At 54.6% G+C, this 24,184-nt stretch carries 18 protein-coding genes and 1 riboswitch; of the genes, 17 read left to right on the top strand and 1 reads right to left on the bottom strand.

The genetic code is table 11. The features are described 5' to 3' along the window. Positions 1 to 8 precede the first annotated feature (8 nt). Entirely contained in the window at positions 9 to 3,614 is a 3,606-nt protein-coding gene (locus NST69_RS29845) for a response regulator (RefSeq protein WP_342547895.1), read from the bottom strand. Positions 3,615 to 3,859: 245 nt separating this feature from the next. Beyond that, positions 3,860 to 3,963, top strand: a riboswitch (purine riboswitch). A gap of 183 nt (positions 3,964 to 4,146) precedes the next feature. Between NST69_RS29845 and NST69_RS29840 the strand changes: the two genes are divergently transcribed. The 17 genes from NST69_RS29840 (at position 4,147) to NST69_RS29760 (ending at position 24,140) form a co-directional block, all read left to right on the top strand. Beyond that, positions 4,147 to 4,752: a xanthine phosphoribosyltransferase gene (locus NST69_RS29840; RefSeq protein WP_341166668.1), complete on the top strand. Its 606-nt coding sequence runs from the start codon at positions 4,147 to 4,149 to the stop codon at positions 4,750 to 4,752. Then, the gene (locus NST69_RS29835; RefSeq protein ID WP_209868711.1) at positions 4,746 to 6,044 is read left to right on the top strand and encodes a nucleobase:cation symporter-2 family protein; all 1,299 of its coding nucleotides are present in this window, start codon (positions 4,746 to 4,748) and stop codon (positions 6,042 to 6,044) included. The genes NST69_RS29840 and NST69_RS29835 overlap by 7 nt, the downstream gene beginning before the upstream one ends. A gap of 137 nt (positions 6,045 to 6,181) precedes the next feature. After that, positions 6,182 to 9,253 (top strand): ATP-binding protein, encoded by a 3,072-nt coding sequence (locus NST69_RS29830; RefSeq protein WP_342547894.1) that lies wholly within the window; start codon positions 6,182 to 6,184, stop codon positions 9,251 to 9,253. 43 nt (positions 9,254 to 9,296) lie between these two features. Then, positions 9,297 to 10,433 (top strand): response regulator, encoded by a 1,137-nt coding sequence (locus NST69_RS29825; RefSeq protein WP_209868709.1) that lies wholly within the window; start codon positions 9,297 to 9,299, stop codon positions 10,431 to 10,433. A gap of 146 nt (positions 10,434 to 10,579) precedes the next feature. Then, on the top strand, positions 10,580 to 10,798 hold the full coding sequence (locus NST69_RS29820) for a hypothetical protein (RefSeq protein WP_036691939.1): 219 nt from the start codon (positions 10,580 to 10,582) through the stop codon (positions 10,796 to 10,798). A gap of 29 nt (positions 10,799 to 10,827) precedes the next feature. Continuing rightward, positions 10,828 to 11,511: a hypothetical protein gene (locus NST69_RS29815; protein ID WP_342547893.1), complete on the top strand. Its 684-nt coding sequence runs from the start codon at positions 10,828 to 10,830 to the stop codon at positions 11,509 to 11,511. Then, the gene (locus NST69_RS29810; RefSeq protein WP_036722738.1) at positions 11,508 to 12,731 is read left to right on the top strand and encodes a glutathionylspermidine synthase family protein; all 1,224 of its coding nucleotides are present in this window, start codon (positions 11,508 to 11,510) and stop codon (positions 12,729 to 12,731) included. Before NST69_RS29815 ends, NST69_RS29810 begins: the two co-directional genes overlap by 4 nt. Then, positions 12,718 to 13,371, top strand: coding sequence for a hypothetical protein (locus NST69_RS29805; protein ID WP_209868705.1), 654 nt, complete (start codon positions 12,718 to 12,720; stop codon positions 13,369 to 13,371). Before NST69_RS29810 ends, NST69_RS29805 begins: the two co-directional genes overlap by 14 nt. Further along, positions 13,368 to 13,760, top strand: a complete 393-nt coding sequence (locus NST69_RS29800) for a DUF350 domain-containing protein (protein ID WP_036722734.1) — start codon at positions 13,368 to 13,370, stop codon at positions 13,758 to 13,760. The genes NST69_RS29805 and NST69_RS29800 overlap by 4 nt, the downstream gene beginning before the upstream one ends. Positions 13,761 to 13,860: 100 nt before the next feature. Beyond that, a complete protein-coding gene (locus NST69_RS29795) occupies positions 13,861 to 14,877 on the top strand; it encodes an ion channel (protein WP_342547892.1) in 1,017 nt (338 codons plus the stop codon). A gap of 189 nt (positions 14,878 to 15,066) precedes the next feature. Next, positions 15,067 to 16,227 (top strand): hypothetical protein, encoded by a 1,161-nt coding sequence (locus NST69_RS29790; RefSeq protein WP_342547891.1) that lies wholly within the window; start codon positions 15,067 to 15,069, stop codon positions 16,225 to 16,227. A gap of 23 nt (positions 16,228 to 16,250) precedes the next feature. Beyond that, a complete protein-coding gene (locus NST69_RS29785) occupies positions 16,251 to 17,798 on the top strand; it encodes a hypothetical protein (protein WP_342547890.1) in 1,548 nt (515 codons plus the stop codon). Continuing rightward, a complete protein-coding gene (locus tag NST69_RS29780) occupies positions 17,795 to 19,351 on the top strand; it encodes a hypothetical protein (protein ID WP_342547889.1) in 1,557 nt (518 codons plus the stop codon). The genes NST69_RS29785 and NST69_RS29780 overlap by 4 nt, the downstream gene beginning before the upstream one ends. A 34-nt stretch (positions 19,352 to 19,385) precedes the next feature. After that, positions 19,386 to 20,636: a glycosyltransferase gene (locus NST69_RS29775; protein WP_342547888.1), complete on the top strand. Its 1,251-nt coding sequence runs from the start codon at positions 19,386 to 19,388 to the stop codon at positions 20,634 to 20,636. A gap of 42 nt (positions 20,637 to 20,678) precedes the next feature. Next, positions 20,679 to 22,763 (top strand): cellulose biosynthesis cyclic di-GMP-binding regulatory protein BcsB, encoded by a 2,085-nt coding sequence (locus tag NST69_RS29770; RefSeq protein ID WP_342547887.1) that lies wholly within the window; start codon positions 20,679 to 20,681, stop codon positions 22,761 to 22,763. Beyond that, positions 22,760 to 23,614, top strand: coding sequence for a diguanylate cyclase (locus NST69_RS29765; protein WP_036722728.1), 855 nt, complete (start codon positions 22,760 to 22,762; stop codon positions 23,612 to 23,614). Before NST69_RS29770 ends, NST69_RS29765 begins: the two co-directional genes overlap by 4 nt. Positions 23,615 to 23,891: 277 nt before the next feature. Further along, positions 23,892 to 24,140: a type B 50S ribosomal protein L31 gene (locus tag NST69_RS29760; RefSeq protein WP_036722727.1), complete on the top strand. Its 249-nt coding sequence runs from the start codon at positions 23,892 to 23,894 to the stop codon at positions 24,138 to 24,140. Positions 24,141 to 24,184 lie beyond the last annotated feature (44 nt).

The following is a 24,184-nucleotide window of genomic DNA, read 5'->3' as shown; positions in this document are numbered from 1 at the left end:
GCTGCCTCCTATTGAATCAACCATAATTTCAGCACTCTCACCAGCTGTGTGGTATTAATCGGTTTGGATATATAATCGCTCGCCCCAGCTTCGAGGCATTTGACCCGGTCTTCCTCCAAGGCGCGGGCGGTCAGCGCAATAATGACGATCTGATCATAGTCTGGGTTTAGCCGGATATGCTTCATCGTCTCGTAACCATCCATCTCGGGCATCATAATATCCATGAATATCAGCTCTACGCCCGGGTGGGTCTCCAGATGCTCCAGGGCTTCTCTGCCATTCTGGGCAAAGCTGATCTCCATATTATAACCTTCCAGCACACTGGATAACGCAAAAATATTACGCATATCATCATCCACAAGCAGAATGCTTTTCCCGGCAAAAGCGGACTCCGGATTATGCAGGTTCTCGATCAGGCGCTGCTTATCCAAAGGCAGGTCTGCATGCTTGCGGTGGAGGTAGAGGGCCGTATCGTCATAGAGACGTTCCATTGAACGCACGTTCTTGATCACAATACTCTCGGCGTAGTGCTTAAGGCGCTGCTCATCTGTCTTGCTGAGATCCTTGCCTGTATAAATAATCACCGGCAGGGTCTGCAGCTTGCGGTTGGTCTTGACCTGCTCCAGCAGGTCGAAGCCGGAAATATCCGAGAGACCCAGGTCCAGCACCATACAGTCAAAATGATGGCTGGCCAGATGCTCCATCGCTTCTCTTCCGGTGCCCACTGCAATAATGTTCACATCGGGATGGGCGATGAATTCGACAAGACTGCCGCGCAGAACCTTGTTGTCTTCGACAATCAGCAGACTCTTCACCGGACGGCGGATATAAGTCTCAATCTGGAGAAAGGCTGCTTCCAGCTCTGCATAATCATTCGGCTTCTTCCAGAAGGATAAAGCCCCCATCGACAGGCTCTGCTGGTTCTCCTCGGCTGTTGAAATCACATGCACAGGGATATGCCGCAGCTCCGGCCGGCTCTTCAGGCGGCTGATAATGGACCAGCCGTCCAGAACGGGAAGATGCAGATCCAGCAGGATTGCATCAGGCTTGTAGGCATGGGCCAGGGCAAGCCCCTGATCGCCCTGGAAGGCGACGATAGCCTTGAAGCCCCGGCTGCGCGCCAGCTCCAGCAGCCGGGCGGCGAATTCGGCGTCCTCCTCGATAATCAGCAGGGTAATATCCCCGCTTAGCAAATTGCTGCGGTCATCATCCATTTCTGCATATTGCAGCAGCTTCGGATTGGAGATAGAAATGTCGGGCACGAAGGACTCGCGGAAGGCCGGATTCTCGCGGCGGATAGGCTCCGAAGCCGGAATCTCCGGAGAGGCTGCTGCTGAATAGGCTGCGGCAGCAAGGGTCTGGGCATCCTCACCCGGTTCTACAGCGGGAATAATCAGGGAGAAGGTGCTGCCCTTGCCCTCCACGGAATCAACCTCAATTCTTCCGCCGAGGAGGGTAGCCAGCTCCCGGCAGATCGTGAGGCCGAGACCGGTGCCGCCGTATTTGCGGCTGGTGGTGCCGTCTGCCTGCTGGAACGCCTCGAAGATACTCTCCAGCTTGGAGGCGGCAATGCCGATACCGGTATCGCTGACGGCGAAGATGACCTCTTCGCCGCTGGTGCGGATCGACAGGGAGACGGAGCCTTGCTCCGGTGTGAATTTGATGGCGTTGGATAACAGATTATTCAAGACCTGCTGCAATCTGTGACCGTCGGTCATCAGATAATCCGGCAGCCGGTTGTCGGAATGGACATCGAACCGCAGGTTCTTCTTCTTGGCCTGCTGTTCGAAATGGCGGTGGATATGATTGCTGAGATCCACCGGGGAGACCGACTCGATGACCGGAGTCATTTTGCCGACCTCCAGCTTCGCCAGATCGAGAATCTCATCGATCAGCTGCAGGAGATCCTTGCCTGCCGAGAAGATCGTATGAACGTATTCCAGCTGCTTCGCTTCCAGATTGCCGTCCTTGTTCTCGGCAAGAATCTGCGAGAGGATCAGCAGGCTGTTCAGCGGGGTGCGCAGCTCATGGGAGACATTGGCCAGGAATTCCGATTTGTACTGCGCGGCCATGAAGATCTCCTGCGCCTGTGCCTGGATCTCCTCCTTCTGCTTCTCAGTAAGATCGACTTGAAGCAGCAGCTGATCATGGGAGGCAGCCAGCTCCTCCTTCTGGATCAGCAGTTCATCGGCCTGAGTTTGCAATGTATCGGTCTGGGCCTGAAGCTCCTCCGTCTGAGACTGAAGCTCTTCTGTCTGGGCTTGAAGCTGCTCCTTCTGCTCCAGCAATTCACTCGTCTGGGCTTGCAGCTCCTCGGCCTGATCTGCGATCTCGGACTTTTGCATTTCGGTGATTTGAAGCTGCTTCTGCATATCGCGGTTTGCCGCAGAGATCTCGTCGGCCTGGGCCTTGATCTCCATGGTTTGCCGGCGGGAGATCTCCATCTGATTCTGCAATTCCAGGTTGGAGGCATGCAGCTCTTCCGTCTGCTGCCGCAGTTCCTCCGTCTGGGCTTCAATCTCGTCCTTCTGGGCCTCTGTGAGCTTCATTTGTGTCTGAAGCTGTTCATTGGAGGTCAGCAGGCTCTCGGACTGCGCCTCCAGTTCAGTCTTCTGGTCCTGTAACTGGTCGGTCTGCAGGCGCAGCTCCTCTGTCTGGGCCATCAGCTCTTCGGTCTGGGCTTCCAGTTCCTGGGTCTGGGCGGTCAGTTCTTCCGTCTGGGCTTCCAGTTCATCCTTCTGCAGCTGAGTCTCACTCAACAGATCTTCGATCCGGGCGACATCCGCCAGTGTATTAATCAGCACGCCCATATTCTGTCCGGTGCGTTCAATCAGCTGCATCTCCTTGGAGCTGAACGGGCGTAGTGCCGCCAGCTCCATGACAGCAACAATTTCCTGCTCATGCTTAATAGGAACTATAATCAGTGAGGCAGGCGCAGCCTCCCCCAGACTGGAACGGACCTTGATATAATGCTCTGGAAGATCCTGCAGAACAATCATCTGCCCATCGAGTGCGCATTGTCCGACCAGGCCGCTGCCCAGTGGTATGGACTCCTGCTGTCCGGCGGAATCATCGAAGGCATAGCCGGCCGCGAAGTTCAGCTGACCGCCCTGCTTCAGATAGACCGCCCCGTAGCTTCCGCCGACAGCGGTAGCCAGCCTGCCGATGAACACACGCGAGGCCGTCCTCAGCTGGACAGAGCCTTGAAGCAGCAGCGCCATCTCAGATACCTGGGTATTAATCCAGGCCTGTTCTTCGGCTCTAAGCCGCAGCTCGCGCTCATCGGCGGTTCTATGGTGAAGGTCAGCCGCCAGCCTGAAAAAGGAAGCGGCCAGCTGCCCGAATTCATCCGTCCGCACAGTAGCCGCCGCCGCAGGGTTGAGACGGTCTGCGGCGATATCCTGCGAGATCTCCTTGATCTGCTTCAGGCCGCGGTCAACATTCCGTCCGATACTGTAAAGAAGTCCAATACTGACCAGAATGCCGCCTGCGCCTAATCCTGCTGCAAGCAGGCGCGAGCCTCCCTCCATAAAGAGGAAAGATATAGTAATCATACTGCCTAACAGCAGTATAGTAGCTGAAGTTGCTAACCAAACCTGTTGTTTTATTCTCATTGTTCGCCGCCTTTGTTCAGTTAGAATGTTTAGCTATATAATTATAGCTTTTATGGAGCTTCAGTGATATAGAAGACATGAAGAAAACACCTTAAACCTAAAATTTACAAGGCTTCCCGGAGGCGGGCCCGCTTTTGCAGGAGGTTTCATGAAAACTTTGAAATCACCGCAATTTACTTAAAATTTTGCTTGTAAGCAGCGGGTAGAGCGTGTAAGATAACAGACATGCTTCATATTAGATTTCTTATAACAGATTTCATATAACTCATATAATCTTGGGAATATGGCCCATAAGTTTCTACCGGATAGCCACTGTAATTATCCGACTATGAGTGAAATAGCGCATCTAGGGTTCCGTTTCTTGTACTGCGGCACGGGAAAGACTGGTCCAAGCGATGCGGACACGTATATGTGTTACACCACCAAGGGACAAAAACCCAGAAGGACAGATTCACTTGAGAGAAACACTCAGGGAATCTGTCCTTTTTATTTTATCTGTCTTTTTTATTTCTAAGGAGGAAGATCCGCTGTAATGAAAGTATTGGAAGAACGCATTAGACAAGAGGGCTTAATTCTATCGGAGACTGTACTGAAAGTGGACTCATTTCTGAACCATCAGGTAGACACGGCGCTTGCGCTGGAGATCGGGAAGGAATTTGCTGCGGTCTTCGGGGACCGGCAGATCACCAAGGTGCTGACTGTGGAGGCCAGCGGCATCCAGTTCGCCATGGCGGCGGGAATTGCGCTGGGCGTGCCGTTCATCTATGCCAAGAAGAAGAAGGCAGTCACCTTGTCCGAAGCGGTGTATTCGGCACCGGTTCATTCCTTCACCCGTCAAGAGGACTACCAGATCAGCATCTCACAGAAATATCTCGGGCCGGACGATACCGTATTGATCGTTGACGATTTCCTGGCTACCGGCGCGGCGCTTGTAGGGCTATGCGATATCGTAGCAGAGTCCGGGGCGCAGCTGGCCGGGGTCGGCTGTGTCATTGAGAAGAGCTTCCAGGAGGGACGCGGTCTGCTGGAGCAGCGCGGAGTTCCGGTGTATTCCCTGGCACGGATTGCTTCCATGTCGCCGGGTGAGATTCATTTCATAGATAATGAAGGATTAATCAAGGAGCGTGCAGGATGTTAAGCAAACAGAAGATACTGGCCCTAGGGCTTCAGCATGTACTGGCGATGTATGCCGGAGCGGTCATTGTACCGCTGGTTGTCGGGGGAGCACTCAATTTGAACGGTACGCAGATGGCGTACCTGATAGCAGCGGATCTGTTCACCTGCGGGCTGGCGACCCTGCTGCAGATTATGGGCAGCAAATATTTCGGGAGCGGGCTGCCGGTAGTGCTCGGCTGTACCTTCACGGCGGTCAGCCCGATTATCGCCATCGCTTCAGGCTCCAATCTGGCGACAGCTTACGGCGCGATCATTATCTCCGGGTTGTTCGTGGTGCTGGCAGCCCCGGTGTACGGGAAGCTGCTGAAGTTCTTCCCGACGGTGGTCACCGGCTCGGTAGTCACAATTATCGGGCTGTCGCTGATTCCTGTTGCGATGAATAATGTAGCTGGCGGCCAAGGAAGCGCCGACTTCGGGCAGCCCCGCAATCTGCTGCTGGCTCTGATCACTCTGCTCGTTATTCTGGCCGTGAACCGGCTGACTACAGGGTTCCTGCGCTCCGTATCCGTGCTGGTAGGACTTGTAGTGGGTACTGTAATCGGCTACGCCATGGGCATCGTGCATTTCTCTACCGTGACCACAGCCTCCTGGGTCAGCGTTGCACAGCCGTTCTACTTCGGCTGGCCGCAGTTCAGCATCACCGCAATCTTCACAATGATTATCGTGAATATCGTGTCTATGGTCGAATCGACCGGGGTCTACTTTGCCGTTGGTAAGGCGACGGACCAGCAGGTGGAGCAGAAGCAGATCGTGAACGGCCTGCGTTCCGAGGGACTGGCCATCATGCTGGGCGGCCTGTTCAACGCCTTCCCGTACACCGCATTCTCCCAGAATGTCGGCTTGCTGTCGCTGACGCGGGTGAAGACGCGGAATGTTATTTTTGCAGCAGGCGGAATTATGGTCGTACTCGGGCTGCTGCCTAAGCTGGCAGCACTGACTACAGTGGTGCCGAATGCGGTGCTGGGCGGGGCGATGATTGTCATGTTCGGCTCGGTCGCTGCTTCCGGCATGTCGATTCTGTCCGATGTGGATCTGCGCAAGGACGGCAATCTGCTGATCGCTGCCTGCAGCATCGCGGTGGGCCTCGGCTCTGCAGTGCTTCCGTCCATGTTCGACCAGCTGCCGGAATTCGCTCGGATGCTGCTGCAGAACGGAATCGTGTCCGGGTCGCTGACAGCGATCATTCTCAATATCTTCTTGTCGAAGACCCAGGAGAGTGCGGTTCCTGCCGCAGCCGCTCCGGAAACAAAGTAAAATATTCCATCCGCGTAGCTCTAATAAGATGAACAGCCGATTCCGAAATAAATGGAACTCGGCTTTTTTTTGCTTCAGATGAACGGAGCCTGTTGTATAATTTATACAATGACAACTAGAAGGGACTGGCAGAGGACATGAGAAAGTATTGGCTGAGCATTCTCGGCAGTCTGGTGCTGGTGTTGATCGTTCCGCTGCTCTCGGTCCTCCAGACACATCAGATTAAGGGAGACAGGCCGCAGGCGGTGCAGGGTGTGATTGACCTTCGCTCCTGGGACGCCCGCCACGACGGGATTATGAAGCTGGATGGAGAGTGGGAGCTGTACCGGGATGTGCTGCTGTCGCCTGAGGATTTCCATCCGGTGAACGCTGGTAAGGAGGTCCCCGCCGCCTCTACGATGATTCAGGTCCCGGGGAAGTGGAACGACGATATCTCTGAACAGGGCGGGCGCAGAGCCAAAGGCTATGCTACATACCGCCTCCAGGCGAAGATTACCCCAGGGGAAGCCATGGTCTACGGCCTGCGCACCAGCAACATCCGCAGTGCCGGCAAGGTCTATCTGAACGGGCAGGAGATTGGAAGCAGCGGAACCCCGGCAGCCTCGGCCTCTGAGGGCAGACAGAATAACATGCCTTTTATGGGATTCGCCTCGGTAACCGGGGATACCATGGAGATTATTGTGCAGGCAGCTAACTACAGCTACTCCTCAGGCGGGATCGTTCAGCCGATTGTGATCGGTAATCAGGCTGCTATTTTGAAGCACAGGGAATTTGCCCTGTTTGTAGACGGGGCTGCCCTGATCGGATTCTTCGTACTAGCCCTCTTCCTGCTGATGTTCTCCAAGGTAAGAGAGAGCCGGGGGGTCACATTGTATCTGGGCTTGTTCTGCATAGCGGCCTTTGTCTACATTTTTACGCATGGCGAAAAGCTTATCCTGGCGGCGCTGCCCGGCTTCCCTTACGAGATTATACTCAAGCTGCAGCTTGCGTCCTCTACACTGGTCTATTATTATCTGCTGCACTATGTCGCCAATTCAGTGAACTACCCGATGTCCATTGGGATGATTAAGGCCTCCAGGCTGGTTACGGCATTCCTGCTGCTGATTGCTGTCTTCGTCCCGCCCTATCTGTTCAGCTATCTGGAGGTGCTGCTGCTGACCTGGGGCTCGGTGAGCCTGGGCTTCGTGCTCTACTCCATGGTCCAGGGCACCCGGCGAAATCCCAAGAATATGTTCCTGATGATGGTCAGTATCGAGAGCCTGAGCGTGGTCATTATCTATTATCTGGTCAGCTTCATGGGCATGACCTTCAGCTATTTCATCATCTCCTACGAGATACTCCTGTTCGGGTTCGTGCAGGCGATCCTTATGACCCGGCAATACGCAGCTTCCTTCCGCGAAGTGGAACAGCTCTCACGCCGCCTTTTGTCGCTTGACGGCTTGAAGGATGACTTCATCTCTGATACCTCGCAGGAGCTGCGGAGGCCGCTGCAGGGGATTGTCAACATGGCCAAGGTGCTGGCTCAGGGGACGGCCGGCTCCATCAGCGCTGCCCAGCAGGATCAGCTGCTCACGATTGTCTCCACGGGCAAGCGGCTTACAGCCCTGATCCATGATATGTCGGACTTCGCGAAGCTGAATCACGGCTCGCTCTTCCTGCGCCGGCAGGCCGTCGATCTCCGCATGGCAGCTTCCTCCATTATGGCGGTCACCCGTCAGGTCTACGGCAACAGCCAGCTGGAATTCCGGCTGAGTCTGCCGGAGCAGCTTCCGCTACTGGAGACGGATGAGCAGCGGTTCGCTCAGATTCTGCATAATTTACTCGCGAGTGCAGTGAATTATACGCCCAGAGGCGTGATAACGCTGTCTGCTGAGGTTAAAGAAGAGTATGTTGCCATCATCATAACAGACACTGGCCAGGGTATCGCGCCTGAGCGTCTGCGTACGATTTTCGATGCCAATGATCCAAGCGGTCCTGCCGCCAGTAAGGTCTACCGTGAGAACGGGCTTGGCCTCAGCATTACCCAGAGGCTGGTAGAACTGACGGGCGGGGAGATTGAGGTACATTCCGAACTGGGGCAAGGCTCCGTCTTCTGCTTCACCCAGCCGATCCTGCAGAGGAGTAATGCACTGCTGGAGGAGGAATTCGGAGAGCTTCACGGCTGGGAGACGGCGCCTTCGTACCCGCTTCCCGGAGAAGAACCTGTGCAGCTGCCGTCTGAAGACTGCTGCTCCATTCTGGTAGTGGATAATGATCCCGTTAACCTCCGCGTGCTGGTAGGCGTATTGCAGCTGGATAACCATTCTGTGATTACCGCCAGCAGCGGGGCTGAGGCGATCCAGATCATCCAGCAGCATCCTGAGCTTGATCTGGTGATTGCCGACTGGGTAATGCCGGAAATGCCCGGGCTTCTGTTATGCAAGGCCATCCGTGAACGGTTCACCTTATCCGAGCTGCCGATTCTGGTGCTGATGGCGAGCAGCCGTCCTGATGATATCCTCGCAGCCTTCGAGGCCGGAGCGAATGATTATCTGAGCAAGCCGGTGGAAGTGCGCGAATTCAAGGCACGGATGCAGACCCTGCTGGATATGCGCAAGTCGATCCGGGTATCCGTCCAGTCGGAGATTGCCTTCCTGCAGGCGCAGATTAAGCCGCATTTCTTATATAATGCGCTGAATGCCATTATCTCGGTCTGTCCGGAGGACCCGGACAAGGCCACGGAGCTGCTGCTGGACCTCAGCCAATACCTGCGGAGCAGCTTCGACTTCCAGAACCGGGGACAGACGGTTTCTATGGAGAAGGAGCTGGGCCTCGTCAAATCCTATCTTGCGCTGGAGCAGGCACGGTTCGATGAACGGCTGAACATCGAGTTCGAGGTGCCGGAGGATGTGATGGCGATGGTTCCGCCACTGAGCATCCAGCCGATTGTGGAGAATGCCGTTAATCATGGCCTGATGCAGAAGGAGGCCGGAGGGACGGTACGGCTGACAGTTGAGCTGCTGCCCGGCTGCCTCAAGGTAGCAGTCACGGATGACGGTGTAGGAATGACTCCGGAGAAGATTGCGGAGGTCCTCTCGGAAGAGCGGACAGAGGGGGGCATAGGGCTGCGCAATATTCAGCACCGTCTGCTCAAGATGTACGGAGCAGGCCTGAATATCGACAGTGTACCGGGAAGGGGAACCGCTATATCATATACCATCCCCACCTAAAGGTATTTGAGAACTACGAACGAAGAGGAGGTGAGTCCGACTGATGAAGGCCATATTGATTGACGATGAGAAGCCGGCGCTGCAGCATCTGGAGCGTATGCTCCTGAAGGATGGGCGTCTTACAATCACCGGGAAATTCACCTCGGCACGCCTGGGACTTGCGCATCTGGAACGGGAGAAGGCGGATATTGTATTCCTGGATATCGGGATGCCGGAGATGAACGGGCTGGAAGCAGGTGAATACATTGCCGGTATGGACCGGAACACACGGATTGTCTATATTACCGCATACAGCGAGTATGCGATCGAAGCCTTTGAACTCAATGCAGCGGATTATTTGCTGAAGCCGGTGACCTCCCAGCGGTTAAACAAAACCCTTGAGCGTCTGGAAGTCGGCAAGGAGAGCGCTGAAGTGAAGATGCCGCCTGCACCGGCGTCTGCGGCGCCTGTCAAGGAGCTGTCAATCCTCTGCTTTCACCGGCTTGAATTCACAGACAGCACGGAGCCGGGGCGCAAAATGCAGTGGAGAACAAGCAAGGCGCAGGAGGTCTTCGCCCTGCTGCTGCATAACCGCGGCCAGTGGATACTCAAGGACACCATTGTGGATCTCGTCTGGCCCGATTTCAAGCCCGAGAAGGCTGTAACGAACCTGCATACCACGGTATACCATATCCGCAAGCTGCTGAAGGCTTGGGATATGGAGGTGCTTGTCGAATTCTCACAGGAGCGGTACAGGCTGACCAAGGAGCAGGTGCTGCTGGATGTGGAGGAGTTCGAGCTGGGCTATGCCGGTACGCCTGTGGAGTCAGAAGAGGAATGGTTGCGCCGGGAAAAGATATTGAAGCTGTACCGTGGAGACTACCTGCAGGAGCATCATTACGACTGGGCAGAGATCCGGCGCAAGGAGCTGCAGGTCCGGTATATCCGCATGGCGCTGCATTCCGCCGAATATGAGCTGTCCTCCGGGCGTCCCCGGCTGGCGCTGGAGCGGCTGCTGGATCTGCAGGCAGCCGATCCTTATTCCGACCAGCTCTGCAGGCTGATCCTGCGAAGTTACGCCGACCTGGGGGATTTCATCGGATTCAGGACACACTACGATAAATACAAGGAGCTCCTGGAGAATGAGCTGGGCATCCGCCCTGACCAGGTCATGGACAGCTGGGTCCAGAAGGTATTGTAAGCCCGTAGCCGGCCACTGCAAAACTGCTTGTTGTCATTATTATTTATATGCTGTGGTATACATATTCAAGGCTGCGGGAATTGAAACGAAAGCGTAATGACAGCGTATCAGAAGCATACGAATATTCAAGAGGAGATGGAGTGGGAATGGATAACGGGTTGAAGGTCATCCTGTTCGAGAAGCTGCCTGAAGGCGACCTGCAAATGATTGAAGAGCGCGTCTGGAGCATGAATATGGTTACAGCGCTGGAGCATGTCAATTATATTGTCGTTGGCGGCCGCGAGTTCGAGGCGGTAGAGGGAAGGCTGAATGTGGATGAAGGGAAGCTGGAGCTTCTGCTGGTTCCTATGCGTACAGAAGGTTAAGGATGAATACCAGGAAAGGAGGCCCCAAGTTGGCAAAAGACGAAGATGCTAAAGAACCCGCAATCAGCAGGCTGTTCACGCCGGACGGCAAACCGGTCCGCGTATTATCCACCTCGCTCGGCATTGCGCTGCTGGCTAACGCTTTATTTATTCCGGGAGGCGCAGGCGCAAGCGGCACAGGCGGCGAGGAGCCTAAGCTGGTCTCCTGGTCTACCGAGGAGGTTAAGCAATATTTCGACAAGAATGTAGACTGGAGTATTCCATATCCGGAAGACCAGGAAGAGAAGGTCCAGGAAGGGCAGGGGGCTGTAACCTCCGGCGGCACGACAGTAATTAACAACTACGGCGGGTATAACTCAGGGTTCGGATGGGATGATGTGCTTCTGTACCACATGCTTTTCAATAGCGGTTCGTTCTACTCTTCCAGAGGCTGGTACAATGACCGGCCTACTTATTATGGAGGTACACGCAATACCTATAAGCCGCCCTCCTATAATAGCGGACGATTCCAGAACAAGCCGGTGGCCGGCTCGGTGGTGAAGCCGAAGACCTCAACTTCATCCACCGGTTCCATTACCAGAAGGAATACCTCTTCCAAATCGGGCGGCATCGGCGGTACTTCCAGCGGGCTGGGTTCGAGCAAATCCAAATCCGGCTCTAAAAGCTCCGGCAAAAGCTCGGTGCGCTCCGGCAAGAGCGGGTTCGGCGGATGATCCGGGCGGAGCAGGCATTCGAGTATATAGACCAGTCTGGTCTGGAGCGTGCTCCACGTGTTGAGCGGCTGCATGAGCTGGGCTTCACCTGGGCCGATCTGGAGGACGAGGAATACTGGCTGGATGCGGTGGCTGTGATGCGCAGGGAGACCTATCAGGAATTGAAGGAAGCCGCCGCCGCGCTCTGGGCGATTCTGGATAAGGCCGTGCGTTATGTCCATCTCAGACATGATCTGTACGATCTCCTGGGGATTCCTCCGGTGCTGTGGCAGATGCTGGATGACTGCCCATTGCCGGAGCCGGGACTGATCAGCCGGTATGCCAGGTTCGATTTTGCCGTGGCAGGGGATGGTACGATCAAGCTGCTGGAGCTGAATGCGGATACTCCGACCGGCTATGTGGAAGCATCCATTGCTACGCCGTGGATCTGCGCGGAAGCAGGCGTCGGAAGCGCGAATGCGGCCATGAAGCAGCAGCTTGCCGCAGCCTGGAGCGTGGAGCGCCCCGACACGGTAGCCTGTGTGGATTATGGCAGCCATGAGGAGGACAGCGGAACGATTGAGGCTCTGGCCGCGCATAGCGGACTGGATGTCCGCTGTGTTGATTGCCTGGATTTGTCGATTGATGAGGGTGTGGTCAAGGACGGAGAGAACCGGATCATAGAGCGGATGTTCGCGCTGTATCCGAAGGAGTGGATGGCCGTAGATGAAGGCGGCGAGGCTCTGGCCTACGCCATTGAGAGCGGGAAGCTCCAGCTGTTCAACGGACCGCATAGCATCATCCTCCAGTCCAAGGGGCTGATGGCCGCTGTCTGGGGAATGTATGAGCTTGGCCTGCTGTTCACGGAGCCGGAACGCGAGGCAATCTCCCGGTACATCCTGCCGACGTACAATAAGGCGGTGTTCTCAGAGAGCTTTGTATCCAAATCTGTATTCGGCCGCGAAGGCGGATCGGTACGGATCTTTGATGACAGCGGCGCGCTTGAGATCGAGGACGAGGAGGGCTACGACAGCAGCCAGCTCTTCCCCGTGGTCTATCAGAAAAGGGCCGAAATGGCCCGGATCATGACGGCGGAGGGTGAGCTGCACCTGCTGACCGGCATGTTCGTCATTAACGGAACGCCCTGCGGGCTGCTTGGCCGGGCCGGGGGGCCGATTACAGGCAATGCCAGTCATTTTATCGCGCTAGGAGTGAGGGGGCTTGAAGATGTTCAAGGATAGAGAGGGGCATGCTGCCGGGCGCAGAGCCCGGGGCACCCTGCTGACTACAGTGCTGCTGCTGGCGGTTATGGTGCTGAGTGCATGCTCAGCGAACAGCGGCAGTGTATTTCATACCGGCACTGATACGTCGGATAGCGTATCGCGTGTACCCTGGGATTACCGGGTGGTGGAGGGCAAGGTTGGCGATCTGGTCGGCAGCGATATGACTATATTGCCGGATAATGAGCTGCTCCCGAACGACGGGAATTATGCTACAGGCGACACCGTCTGGACGCTCCAGTTCATGGACGCCGAGCTGATAACGGACGCTGACCAGAAGAATGAGATCAAGCTGTCCGCCTGGACGACGCTTAAGTCTTACGCCGACCAGAAGGCGGCCACGGAGGATCTGGCTAATCTTAAGGTATCCATCACAACGGATGTGGACCTGGTTGGGGTGTACAAGACGGAATACCAGAGCAAGACCAGAAATTTCGCAGTGCTGGAGCTGCCTTCCGGCAACCGGATCAAGCAGCCGATTGACGACAAGCGCTATACCGCGCTGGAGAAGCAGAAGAAAGTCTCAGTGGTGCTGGAGGAAGTACATGATTTCGCCGACTATGATTCGGCCTATGCGAAATTTCGGGGGTGGGCTAAATGACGATCGTAATTAATCTGGTGGTTAGTATTCTGACCATTGTTCTGCTTCAGGTGCTGGGTATGGTGATCTTCGCGCTCATGACTCCATTCAAGGATATGGAGGAGCTGAAAAAGGGAAATATTGCGGTAGGCCTGGCGTTCGGCGGCAAGTTCCTGGCTACGGCGGTAATTCTAGGCGTGGCCGCTTACACCAATACCTCCATCTGGTTCATGATGCTCTGGTTCGCTGTGGGGTATGTCTGCCTGATCGCTTCTTACTGGATCTTCGAGCTGTTCACGCCCGGCTTCCGGATTTCAGAGCAGCTGGAGAAGGGAAATGTTGCGGTCGGCGTCATGCTCTGCATGGTGTTCATCGGGACGGCCTTCGCGGTCAGCAGTCTGATTATTTAGGTAGACTCGATTGGCAGGCGGGCGGCGGCTGTGCCCCGCAAGGGACTCGGCGCAGGCTGCTGCCCGCCGGCTCAATTCACCCGGGAGGCAGGGATGGGCATTGCATTTTCTAATCCAATTATCCGGCAAGCTGCTTCATCTCAAGAAGAAGTCCATTGCCTTTATTATTCTGGCCTTCATTCTTCTCAGCGCAACCATCGCCTTCCTGCTGGAGCCGGACACGTTTCATAGCTGGTTCAACGCCTTTTATTGGGTGATGACCACCATGGCTACCGTCGGGTATGGCGATTACTTTGCCGCTACCGTCACCGGCAAGGTGTTTACGATTTTCTTATATATCTTTGGCATCGGTCTGCTCAGTCTGGTGATCGGCAAGGTTGTTGAGGCCATGGGCGAGATGCAGCGCAGGAGAGGAGCCGGAACGTTGACCTTTCACGGACAACATCATGTGTTGCTGATTAACTGGAGCCGCAAGACACAGGCGGCAGTAGATGAGATTCTGTGTTACGACAGGGAATGCAAAGTGGTCATTATCGATGAGAACGGACGGCATCCGCTGGAAGCCATGGAGCAGGTCCACTTCATCAGCGGTGATGCCGCAAGCGATGACATTCTGCTGAAGGCGAATATCGGGAGCGCCAGAGCAGCGATTGTGTTCAGCGACACCCGTATCGACGAAGCTTCCTTAAGCGACGGCAAGTCGCTGCTGATTGCTTCCAGCATTGAGCGGATTGCTCCGCAGGTACATACTACCGTAGAAATTATGCAGGAGAAGAACATTAAGAACTTCAAGCATGTGCAGGTGAACGAGTTCGTGCTCTCCCATGATGCGATCTCCAGACTGGCGGTACGCTCTGCGCTGCAGGAGGGCAATTCTGAGGTGATCACCCAGCTGCTCAGCCGCGAGCACGGGGATGATATCTATGAGATTCCCCGCCGCAGCGGCTGGACAACCTATGGGGAGGCCTTTCAGGATCTGCTGCGCCAGGGGGCGACTCTGCTGTCCGACCGGGGCGATCTGGGCATTAACCGCAAGCTTGACCGGCCGATTCCGGCAGACGCCAGACTCTACATCGTCGCCGATGAGGCCACGTACCGGAGAATTAAAGAGAGCTAGAGATAATACCTAAGCATTCATAAGAGCTGTTCCGGTCGTTAAGACCTGGAGCGGCTCTTTTTTTTGGCGGAAAAGGAGAAATATGTGAAGGCGACACATAATGTTCGGACAAACAGTAAATAATGTGACAATAATTACCGTTATATTAGTATGGATCAATTGGTAGTTGTCATTTAAGGATGTGATCGATTGGAAAGCAGATATAGCAAGGCTGCTGTTCTGGGGATGTCGCTGCTCCTGCTAACCTCCTGCGGCGGCAATCAGGCCGGACCGGCGCCATCCTCTCCCGTCTATACTCCGGCGGTCTCTCCCGCAGGGACTACACGGCCGGATGAAGCGCCGCAGCTTGAGCCTACACTGGAACAGCAGGAATTATACCATTTCATAAATACGCAGCTTACAGGACCCGACGGGGTATATACGAATCTGAAGGAGACCTCTGAATCGGCAGAGGTGGCTACCGGTCATGAGATTCTGAGCGAGTCCGCTTCTCTCCTGATGGAGACTGCGGTCCGGACCCGCAATCAGGAGCTGTTCGACCGGCAGTGGAAGACGGCCCGCAGAATCTTCGATATGGAGGGCGGCTTCAGCTACCGCTACAGTCCCAGGCAGCAGAAGCGTTATCCCGTGAATGCAGCGGTGGATGACCTGCGGATGATCGGAGCGCTATATGAGGCGGGGCAGGCATTTAACCAGCCGGAATATACCAGGGAAGCCGATAAATATGGAGAACGTTTCTATAAAAACAACACTAAAAAAGGTTACATTTATGACATCTATGACAATTATTTGAAAATGGTCAACGGATTCGTAACTTTGTGTTATATTGATCTGAGTGTATTGCAGAAATTGTCGATATCTAGCGAATTACAAGAGAATTTGTTGAAGAATATGAGCGGTATTTTGGAGGAAGGATATTTGTCCGATTCTTTTCCATTCTATGAGACCCGCTTCGATTACAAGAGCGGACAGTACAGCTCTGAAGGCATCAACTCAGTAGAATCTCTGCTGACAATTCTTCATCTGGCAGAGATCGGCCGCGAGCGGCCGGCAAGCATCAGCTACATCAAAGCTCAGGTCGCAGCGGGAACCTTGTTCGGACAATATACACGTGAGGGCAAGCCGGCTAATGATATTCGTTCAACAGCGGTCTACGCGCTCACAGCCATGATTGGAGCTGTGTTGGAGGATGGTGAGCTCTATCAGTCCAGTATGGACCGGATGAATGAATTCAGGGTGACAGATCCTGTGAGTCCGCTATATGGCGGCTTCGGTGATCCTGCCTCCGGGCAGGCCTACTCTTTTGACAACCTGATGGCACTGCTGGCTTACTCCTATAAGGCTCCATAATATAACCAAAAAGGGGAATCGGAATGATAAACAACCTAGAGCTTACATCGACCCGGCCTGGTATCACGTTGGCTGGCTTTCGGATTACTCCGGCCTTTGCCGCCGCGTTCTGCGTGCTGCTGGTGACGGCTATTTCGCTGTTTACTTCCCCTTATATCGGCATGGCGGATAATGGAGACTTTTACCGGATTATCTATAGCAACGGCCTTTATTTCAATGCTCCGGACTATGACAGCCAGTATTTCGGCTATTTCGTGAAGCAGTTCGGAATCTTTCAATATTTCAACGAGAACAGCACGATGGTGGTCTCCTCCCAGTCCCTGTTTATCAAGCTGGCGATCTTCGTCAACAAGCTGTTTTTCAGCCGCGAGGTCTTCGATATCCGCTTCCAGGCTGCAATCTACACCTTGCTGTATGTTGCCGCAGTCTACTTGCTGGTTGAAGCGATCACGCTGAAAATGTCACTTAAGCGGGGGATGGCAGTCGCGGCGCTTGCGGTGTTCATTTTCGGGGATACAGGCTACACCAACTACTTCAGCTCCTTCTTCGGCGAGAGCCTGGTGATGGTGACCATGATTCTGGTGTTCGCCTCCTGGCTGCTGCTGTACCGGAAGAGATACAACGATTATGCCATGCTGGCGATCCTGCTGATCAGTACCCTGATCCTGACCACCTCCAAGCAGCAGAATGCTCCGGTGGGGATGGTGATTTCCCTGCTCTCGATTCCGCTGGTGCTGATCCGCCGGGACAAGCTGTTCCGCTGGGTGACACTGCTGTCGGCCGGTCTGATGATGTTCGCCGGAATTGCAACGTATCTTAATATCTCCAAAGAGTTCGTGAATATTAACCAGTATCATGCGATGACGCGCGGGGTGCTGATGGAATCCAAGAATCCGGAGACCGCGCTCGGTTCCTTCGGGATCAATGAACAGTACGCGATTCTCAAAGAGAATACGTACTATGACCAATACGGGACGGTGGATGTGAAATCCGAGCTGCTGGATAAAAATTTCTACAGCCGTTACGGCTTCGTCTCCATTCTGACCTATTATGCTTCTCACCCGAATGAGCTGGGCTCAATCCTGGATACGGCTGCTGAGAGTGCCTATAAAATTAAGCCGGCGGCTATGGGGAACTATGAGCTGTCCGCAGGCAAGGAGTTCCGGGCACAGAGTCATTTCTTCAGCTTGTACAGCACACTTAAGGAGAAGCTGGCCCCTCGTCCCTTCGCCTTCATTCTTCTCTGGATGGCCGTAACGATAGGGGTCTATATGCCATCGTTCGTCCGGTCCATCCGTACCCGGGGTTTCCGGGGGATGCAGCGTCTGCTGGTGATTCTGGCAACGATGCTGGTCGGACTGTCGGGTATCGTAGTCTCCATTATCGGGGCGGGTGACGCGGATATTGCCAAGCATGAATTCCTGTTCACCCTGGCCTTCGACCTGATCATCTTCCAGACGGCTGCGAGCGTAATCGGCCGCGGAATCTCATCACGCAGATCGGTGCCGTCTGCGCCGTCTGCACGGCCGCTCAAGGAATATCCGGCACTGAATAAAGGGGTGGGCATGTGAGACGCAGAGGAATCGTCATTCTGCTGTTCATTGTATTGGCGGGCGATCTGCTGCCGTCTGCCGGTCCGGCATCCGCTGCCGCTTCTCCGGCTCCGGCGCAGCGGATTCTGCTGCTGTTCGACAGTCTGGCGAAGAATTCAGGCCAGCAGGGGAATGTGGCCGAGCTGCAACGGCTGCTTGCCGCCTACAGCGCACAGGTCACGCTGAAGCCTATTTCCTCTTATGAGCCGGGCGGCATGAAGGGCTATTCCGGCGTGATCACTGTGATTAACAATGATGAGCTTGAGATTACGAATCAAGCCTACCTTCAGGAAGCAGCCGGGTATAAGGGCGCTATGCTGCATGTTGGATATAGACCGCCTGCCCGGATGCAGCAGACGCTGCGGCTGAAGACCGGGGTATGGCATAGAGCGGGCGCAAGCCTCTCCATCGGCGGATTCACCGGAATCCCGGTGGAGGTCGAAGGGATGCCTTATATAACAGCTTCCGATGCTGGGCGTTCTTATGGAACGTGGTCCTCATCGGATGCGGGAGCACAGGTGCCGTTTGCGGTAAGCAGCGGCCGCTCCGCTTACCTGCCTTATCTGAAGCAGGGCGATTTCACAGCCATAGCTGCGGCCTATGTGCTGAAGGATTGGCTGCACTATACGGCACAGTCGCAGATGTATCTGGTCATCAAGGAGATCTATCCCTTCTCGGATCTGAATCTGCTGGAGCAGATGGCAGACCACCTGTATAGAAGCGGTATTCCCTTCATCGCCAGTGTCCGTCCGGTATTCGCGAATACGGATTTCCCCGCTATGAAGCGGTATCTGGAGGCGCTCAGAGCCGTCCAGTCCCGCAACGGCAGCATCGTGGTCAATGCCCCTGCGGTCAGACCGCCGATTAATTCGAATGACCGATCCCTGCGCGGGAAGATGAATCAGTTCATTAATGTGCTGGCGGAAGGGGGCGTGGCACCGCTCGGCGTTGCTGCCGAGAGCTACTGGACGTATGACAAGGAGTATTCGGCCGCAGGCATGGGGTTCTTCAATTCGGCGGTGCTCTTCCCGGACGGAGAGACCCATTATATGGAGCAGACAGACACCTCAGCGGCCTTCTCTTCTTCTCTGTACAGTCTGCCCCCGGCGCTGCTGCAGGGAATTGGCAGAACAGGAAAGGCGATGCCGGAGCTTCCGCTGAATACGGCGGTGACGCTGGACCTGCCGGAGGATGAGCGCGGGCTGGAGGAACTTCTGCAGAATCTGAATGCGGAATGGTATACCTTCGCAGACTATAAGCAAGAGGCGCATACGGTCCGCACGGATAAGCACACTCTTGAATCTGCTGACGGGGTGATCCGCTTGGATGGCAACACACTGGATGTCGATTATACCCCGCAGAAGGTCGCCGTTGATTTCCAGTACAAGGAGAAGCAGGCGACAAGCTTCAACAGGCTGTTCAGCGTGCAGAATCAATTCTTCATCATCGTGATCCTGGCTGCGTTGCTCTTGTTCGGCGGCCTGCTCACTATCGGCTACAGAATGTACCGCAGGAAATATTTGAACAAGTAATCCGGGAAAAATATAGCGAGTTTAGGAGAATACTATGACGATCTCAGACGTATTGATGGTGATCGCGGTCATCTGTATCTGGTCCCTGCTGCTGGTGAATGTGATGCTGATTATAGCGGGGTATCTGTACTACATTCAAACGGAAAACGAACCGGTGCCTGAGATTACCGGGGAGCATCCCATGGTGACGATTATGGTTCCTGCTCACAATGAGGGGGTCGTCATCAGCAAAACCGTGGAATCCCTGCTGGCAATGGATTACCCGCATGACCGGTATGAGATTATCGTCATCAATGATAATTCGTCAGACAACAGCGCTGAGCTGCTGGATGCTATCCAGCAGCGGAATCCGCAGCGCAAGCTGATCATTATCAATACGGACGCCGTCACAGGCGGCAAAGGGAAATCCAATGCGCTCAACATCGGCTTCACCCGCAGTAGCGGGGAGCTGATTGCGATCTATGATGCCGACAATACGCCGGAGCGCACGGCGCTGAAATACCTGGTGGCAGAGATTATGAATGATGCCTCCCTGGGGGCGGTTATCGGCAAGTTCAGAACCCGCAACCGGGATGCCAGCCTGCTGACCCGGTTCATTAATATCGAGACTCTATCCTTCCAGTGGATGGCGCAAGCAGGGCGCTGGAAGCTGTTCAAGCTCTGTACGATCCCGGGAACAAACTTCATTATGCGCCGGACCATTGTCGAGAGCATCGGCGGCTGGGATGTGAAGGCAATTGCCGAGGATACAGAGATCAGCTTCCGCATTTATATGATGGGCTACCGGATCAAGTTCCAGCCGAAGTCGGTCACCTGGGAGCAGGAGCCGCAGACGGTGAAGGTATGGTTCAAGCAGCGGACACGCTGGGCGAAGGGCAATATCTATGTCATTGTGAAGAACCTTCCGCTCCTCATCGACCGGAAGGCGGCGAAGATCCGCTTCGATATTCTGTATTATGTCTCGATCTACTTCCTCCTGCTGATCTCGCTGGTCACCTCGGATATTCTGCTCGTGCTGCATGCCATGGGGTATGTACATACCACCATCGCCGGGCTCAGCAGCTTCCTGTGGCTGCTCGCTATTGTGCTGTTCGTGGTGGGGATCTTCGTTACCCTGACCACAGAGAAGGGTGAGATGAGCCTGTCGAACCTGTGGATTATTCTGCTGATGTACGTCTCGTATTGCCAGCTCTGGATGGTAGTGGCCGCTTACGGGCTGTACAACTATTTCAAAGACGTTATCTTTAAACGGGAAGCCAAGTGGTACAAAACCGAGCGGTACTAGTGCGCCGGAGGTCCAGAAATAAGATGTCAGGAGATACGGAACATGATGAAAAAACAGATCCTAACAGTGCTGCTCTGCCTCTCCCTCTTCCTGGTTCAAATCCCTGCGGCACAGGCGGCGGTGCTTCCCGGTGAAGCGGGAGCAACGTATGAGACGCTGTTCACCAGCGATGTCTCGCTGAGGGGCTCCAGCTCCCAGCAGCAGTTCTTCACAGTCATGGATTACTGGAATGTGGATCAAGTGATGATCAATCTGCAATTCCAGACCTCACAGATCAGTGAGGATAAGCTGTCGAGCGTCACACTGTCGCTGAACGGCATTCCGTTCTATTCCTTCCGGCCGTCCCTGGACAATAACGGGCAGCAGAGCCTGAGTGTAGAGGCGCCCAAAGGCTTCCTGACGAAGGGCAGCAATACACTGCGGATACAAGGGAGCTTAAGAACCACGACGGGCGGCTATGAACTGTGTAATATCGATGATATGCAGGACAGCTGGCTGCATCTGTTCAACACCTCGAACATTGCTGTGAATTATACACCGAAGCCCATTACTGGAGGCATTCAGGATTTCAGTGCCAGATTCTCAGGAATGGATACGGTAAAAAATGAACAAAGCCTGCTCGCCGTGCCGCAGAATGCCAGCGGGGCAGAGCTGGAAAGTGCTACCTACGCCCTCTCGGGATTCGCCAAAGGCAACACGCTGAACGACAGAACCATTCCGCTGCTGCCTTATCGCGAAGATACCGTCAAGGACAAGAGTGCAGTAGTGCTGGTAGCTACGTATGATCATCTGCCGGAACGAATAAAGAAGCTGGTGAGTACGGCGGACGACCTCGGCACCCATGCGGTCATTCAGCTGGTGAACAAGGATTCCCTGCCTACACTGGTGGTGACCTCGAGGGACGAGAGCCTGCTGATCAAGGCCGGACGGCTGATGGCAAGCCGGGAGCTGATGAGCCAGCTCCGCAAGGATCTGAAGGTGGTTACGAATGCTACCGATGTAGTGAACCCTGCGCCGGCCATCAGCTCGAACATTACGTTCACGGAGACGGGGGACAAGCTCACCGGGCCCAACCATCAGGAGCAGACGTATTTCGTCTCTCTCCCGTCCAACCGCTCCATTGCGGATGACGGCAGAATCAGCCTGGATTTCCGGTATGCGGCGAATCTGGACTTCAACCGTTCCCTGGTGACCGTGAGCATCAATAATACGCCCATCGGCAGCAAGAAGCTGACGAAGGAGCTGGCCAACGGTGATGTGCTGAATCTGAATGTGCCGCAGAGTCTGAATATCTCCGGCAACTTCACCGTGACGGTGGCTTTCGATCTGGAGCTTGCGAGCATGCTCTGTACTCCGAACAAAGAGGAGATGCCGTGGGCTTATATCAGCAAGGAATCGCTCATGCGCCTGAACACGAAGGACCGCACCGACCTCCTGCTGAGCAATTACCCGTATCCGTTCCTGCGGGACGGCATCTTCAACCGTGTGGCGGTGGTGCTGCCGAAGGAGAGGGATGATTACACCTACAGGAGCCTCGGGAATGTCTTCAATATGCTCGGGCAGTTTGCCGGAGGAAATACCGGTGATGTCCACTTTTACAGCGATAACGCAGGAGCGGATAACCTGAAGGACAACAATATTATTGCGATCGGGAGCTATAAGAATAATAAGGTGATCCGTGACAACAACGGCAAGCTCTTTTTCAAGTATAACAAGGACGGGTCAACCCTCCTCTCCAATGAGAAAATCGCCCTCGACGAGCAGTACGGAGCCGCCATCGGCACGCTCCAGCTCCTGGAATCCCCTTACGATAGCGGACGCGGCCTGCTTGCGGTCACTGCGGTCAGCTCTGAGAGCTACTTCGTAGTCTCCAAGCTGATCGGGAGCGAGAAGGACAGGTGGAGGGTGTACGGTGACGGCGTTGTGGCGGATAAGGACGGCACGGTGAATGCCTACCGCTTCAAGACGGTCTCCGGCGCTAAGCCGGACTCTCTGGTCTCGCGGGTGATGGAGCGCAGCGATGTACTGGGCTTCGTGACCGCAGCGGTGATGATCGTGACGCTGGTGGTCGTGGCGCTGATTCTGATGCTGCGCAAACATAAGAAGAAACGTGGTGATCAAGCGTGAGACGTAACCGCAGCAGTCTAACCTCGGATCTGGGCTTCCTGGCCTTTCTGGTTCTGATCTTCGCCTGCATCGTATATATCGCGGGCTCACCGGATAACTACGTCCAGAACATTATTATTCTGAATGTATCGTTCATCCTGGCGCTGGTCACGTATTTCACCACGGTCACGGCGGGACTGACGCTGAATCTGGCGTTTGTCTTCGGCTACGGCTTCTTCGTGGTCTATCAGACGGTATCGCAGGGCGCATCGATCGGTGTAGAGACGTATTTCTGGCTGGTTATGACCCCGCTGCTTACGGTGGTGCTGTGGGTCTTCACCTCAAGCACCCGTGAGCTGCAGGCGGAGAATGAACGGCTGCTGAAGCGCACGAATAATCTGGCTGCGGTGGATGAGAATACGGATCTGCGCAACAGTATTTCTTTTCAGAAGGACGCCAGCCTGTTCACCGGAATTTCGGTCCGTTATAAAATCCCGCTGACGCTGCTTGTGGTGAAGGTGAAGTACTGGAATGAAATCCGCCGCCTGATTCCGGAAGAGCAGCTGTCCGAAGCCATCTATGATGTCTCCCAGCTCAGCCAGTCGAGCATTCGTACCAATGATGCGCTGTATCTGCTGGACAAGGAGGATGCTACCTGGGGCCTTCTGCTCTTCACGGACCGGGAAGGGGCCAAGATTGTCATTGAGCGGATCAAACAGCGGCTGCAGGAGCTGAATGACTCAGAGTTCTCCGGCAAGTACAAGGTCACCCTGGGGCTGAAGATCGGTGCAGTGGAATATGCGGCGGACACCATCGAGAATCCGCTGGATTTCATCGTCCAGGCCAAAAAGGAACTGGAATACGATGTATAATGAGTGGGAGCAGGAAGTCCTGCAACCAATCTGACAGGAGGAATGGACGATGGATTTGGGTCTTGAGGGGACAGTCCCTGCTGATCGACGGCGGAATGGTGAAATCCCTCTAGGACAGGCTCTTGACTCAGCGGCTCATTTCACGTATGATAGTATGGCGTGTAAAAATCGGAAGATTTACGCATCTCCCTTTGTCTAACCGGATTTTTAAATAGACCAAGAGATGGCTTCAATAATTCTTCATAAGTTGTATCCGTATGGAAAGGAGGTTACTACAATGAAACAAGGCATACACCCTAAGTTCAACCAGGTTATTTTCTTCGATGCTAGCGTAGGCTACAAATTCCTTAGCTCATCCACCAAATCATCCGGTGAAACTATGGAATGGGAAGACGGCAACTCTTACCCGGTGATCCGTGTAGACTCCAGCTCTGCATCCCACCCGTTCTACACAGGTAAACAAAGAGATACCGAAACTGGCGGCCGCGTTGACAAGTTCAAACAACGTCTCGCTCAGAAGAAATAATGGTATTGCTATAGAGGATATTCCCGCATCCATGCAGATGGTGA

This window comes from Paenibacillus sp. FSL P2-0089 (assembly GCF_038595095.1).
GTDB classification, from domain to species: Bacteria; Bacillota; Bacilli; order Paenibacillales; family Paenibacillaceae; genus Paenibacillus_AQ; species Paenibacillus_AQ silagei.
This window is presented reverse-complemented; position numbering and strand designations above follow the sequence as displayed.

Bases quoted from the DNA above. Each gene is read 5' to 3' on its own strand.
- NST69_RS29835 (WP_209868711.1), top strand. From the start codon at position 4,746: ATGTTAAGCAAACAGAAGATACTGGCCCTAGGGCTTCAGCATGTACTG.
- NST69_RS29825 (WP_209868709.1), top strand. From the start codon at position 9,297: ATGAAGGCCATATTGATTGACGATGAGAAGCCGGCGCTGCAGCATCTG.
- NST69_RS29830 (WP_342547894.1), top strand. From the start codon at position 6,182: ATGAGAAAGTATTGGCTGAGCATTCTCGGCAGTCTGGTGCTGGTGTTG.
- NST69_RS29820 (WP_036691939.1), top strand. From the start codon at position 10,580: ATGGATAACGGGTTGAAGGTCATCCTGTTCGAGAAGCTGCCTGAAGGC.
- NST69_RS29845 (WP_342547895.1), bottom strand. From the start codon at position 3,614: ATGAGAATAAAACAACAGGTTTGGTTAGCAACTTCAGCTACTATACTG.
- NST69_RS29840 (WP_341166668.1), top strand. From the start codon at position 4,147: ATGAAAGTATTGGAAGAACGCATTAGACAAGAGGGCTTAATTCTATCG.
- NST69_RS29775 (WP_342547888.1), top strand. From the start codon at position 19,386: ATGACGATCTCAGACGTATTGATGGTGATCGCGGTCATCTGTATCTGG.
- NST69_RS29800 (WP_036722734.1), top strand. From the start codon at position 13,368: ATGACGATCGTAATTAATCTGGTGGTTAGTATTCTGACCATTGTTCTG.
- NST69_RS29785 (WP_342547890.1), top strand. From the start codon at position 16,251: ATGATAAACAACCTAGAGCTTACATCGACCCGGCCTGGTATCACGTTG.
- NST69_RS29760 (WP_036722727.1), top strand. From the start codon at position 23,892: ATGAAACAAGGCATACACCCTAAGTTCAACCAGGTTATTTTCTTCGAT.
- NST69_RS29810 (WP_036722738.1), top strand. From the start codon at position 11,508: ATGATCCGGGCGGAGCAGGCATTCGAGTATATAGACCAGTCTGGTCTG.
- NST69_RS29805 (WP_209868705.1), top strand. From the start codon at position 12,718: ATGTTCAAGGATAGAGAGGGGCATGCTGCCGGGCGCAGAGCCCGGGGC.
- NST69_RS29770 (WP_342547887.1), top strand. From the start codon at position 20,679: ATGATGAAAAAACAGATCCTAACAGTGCTGCTCTGCCTCTCCCTCTTC.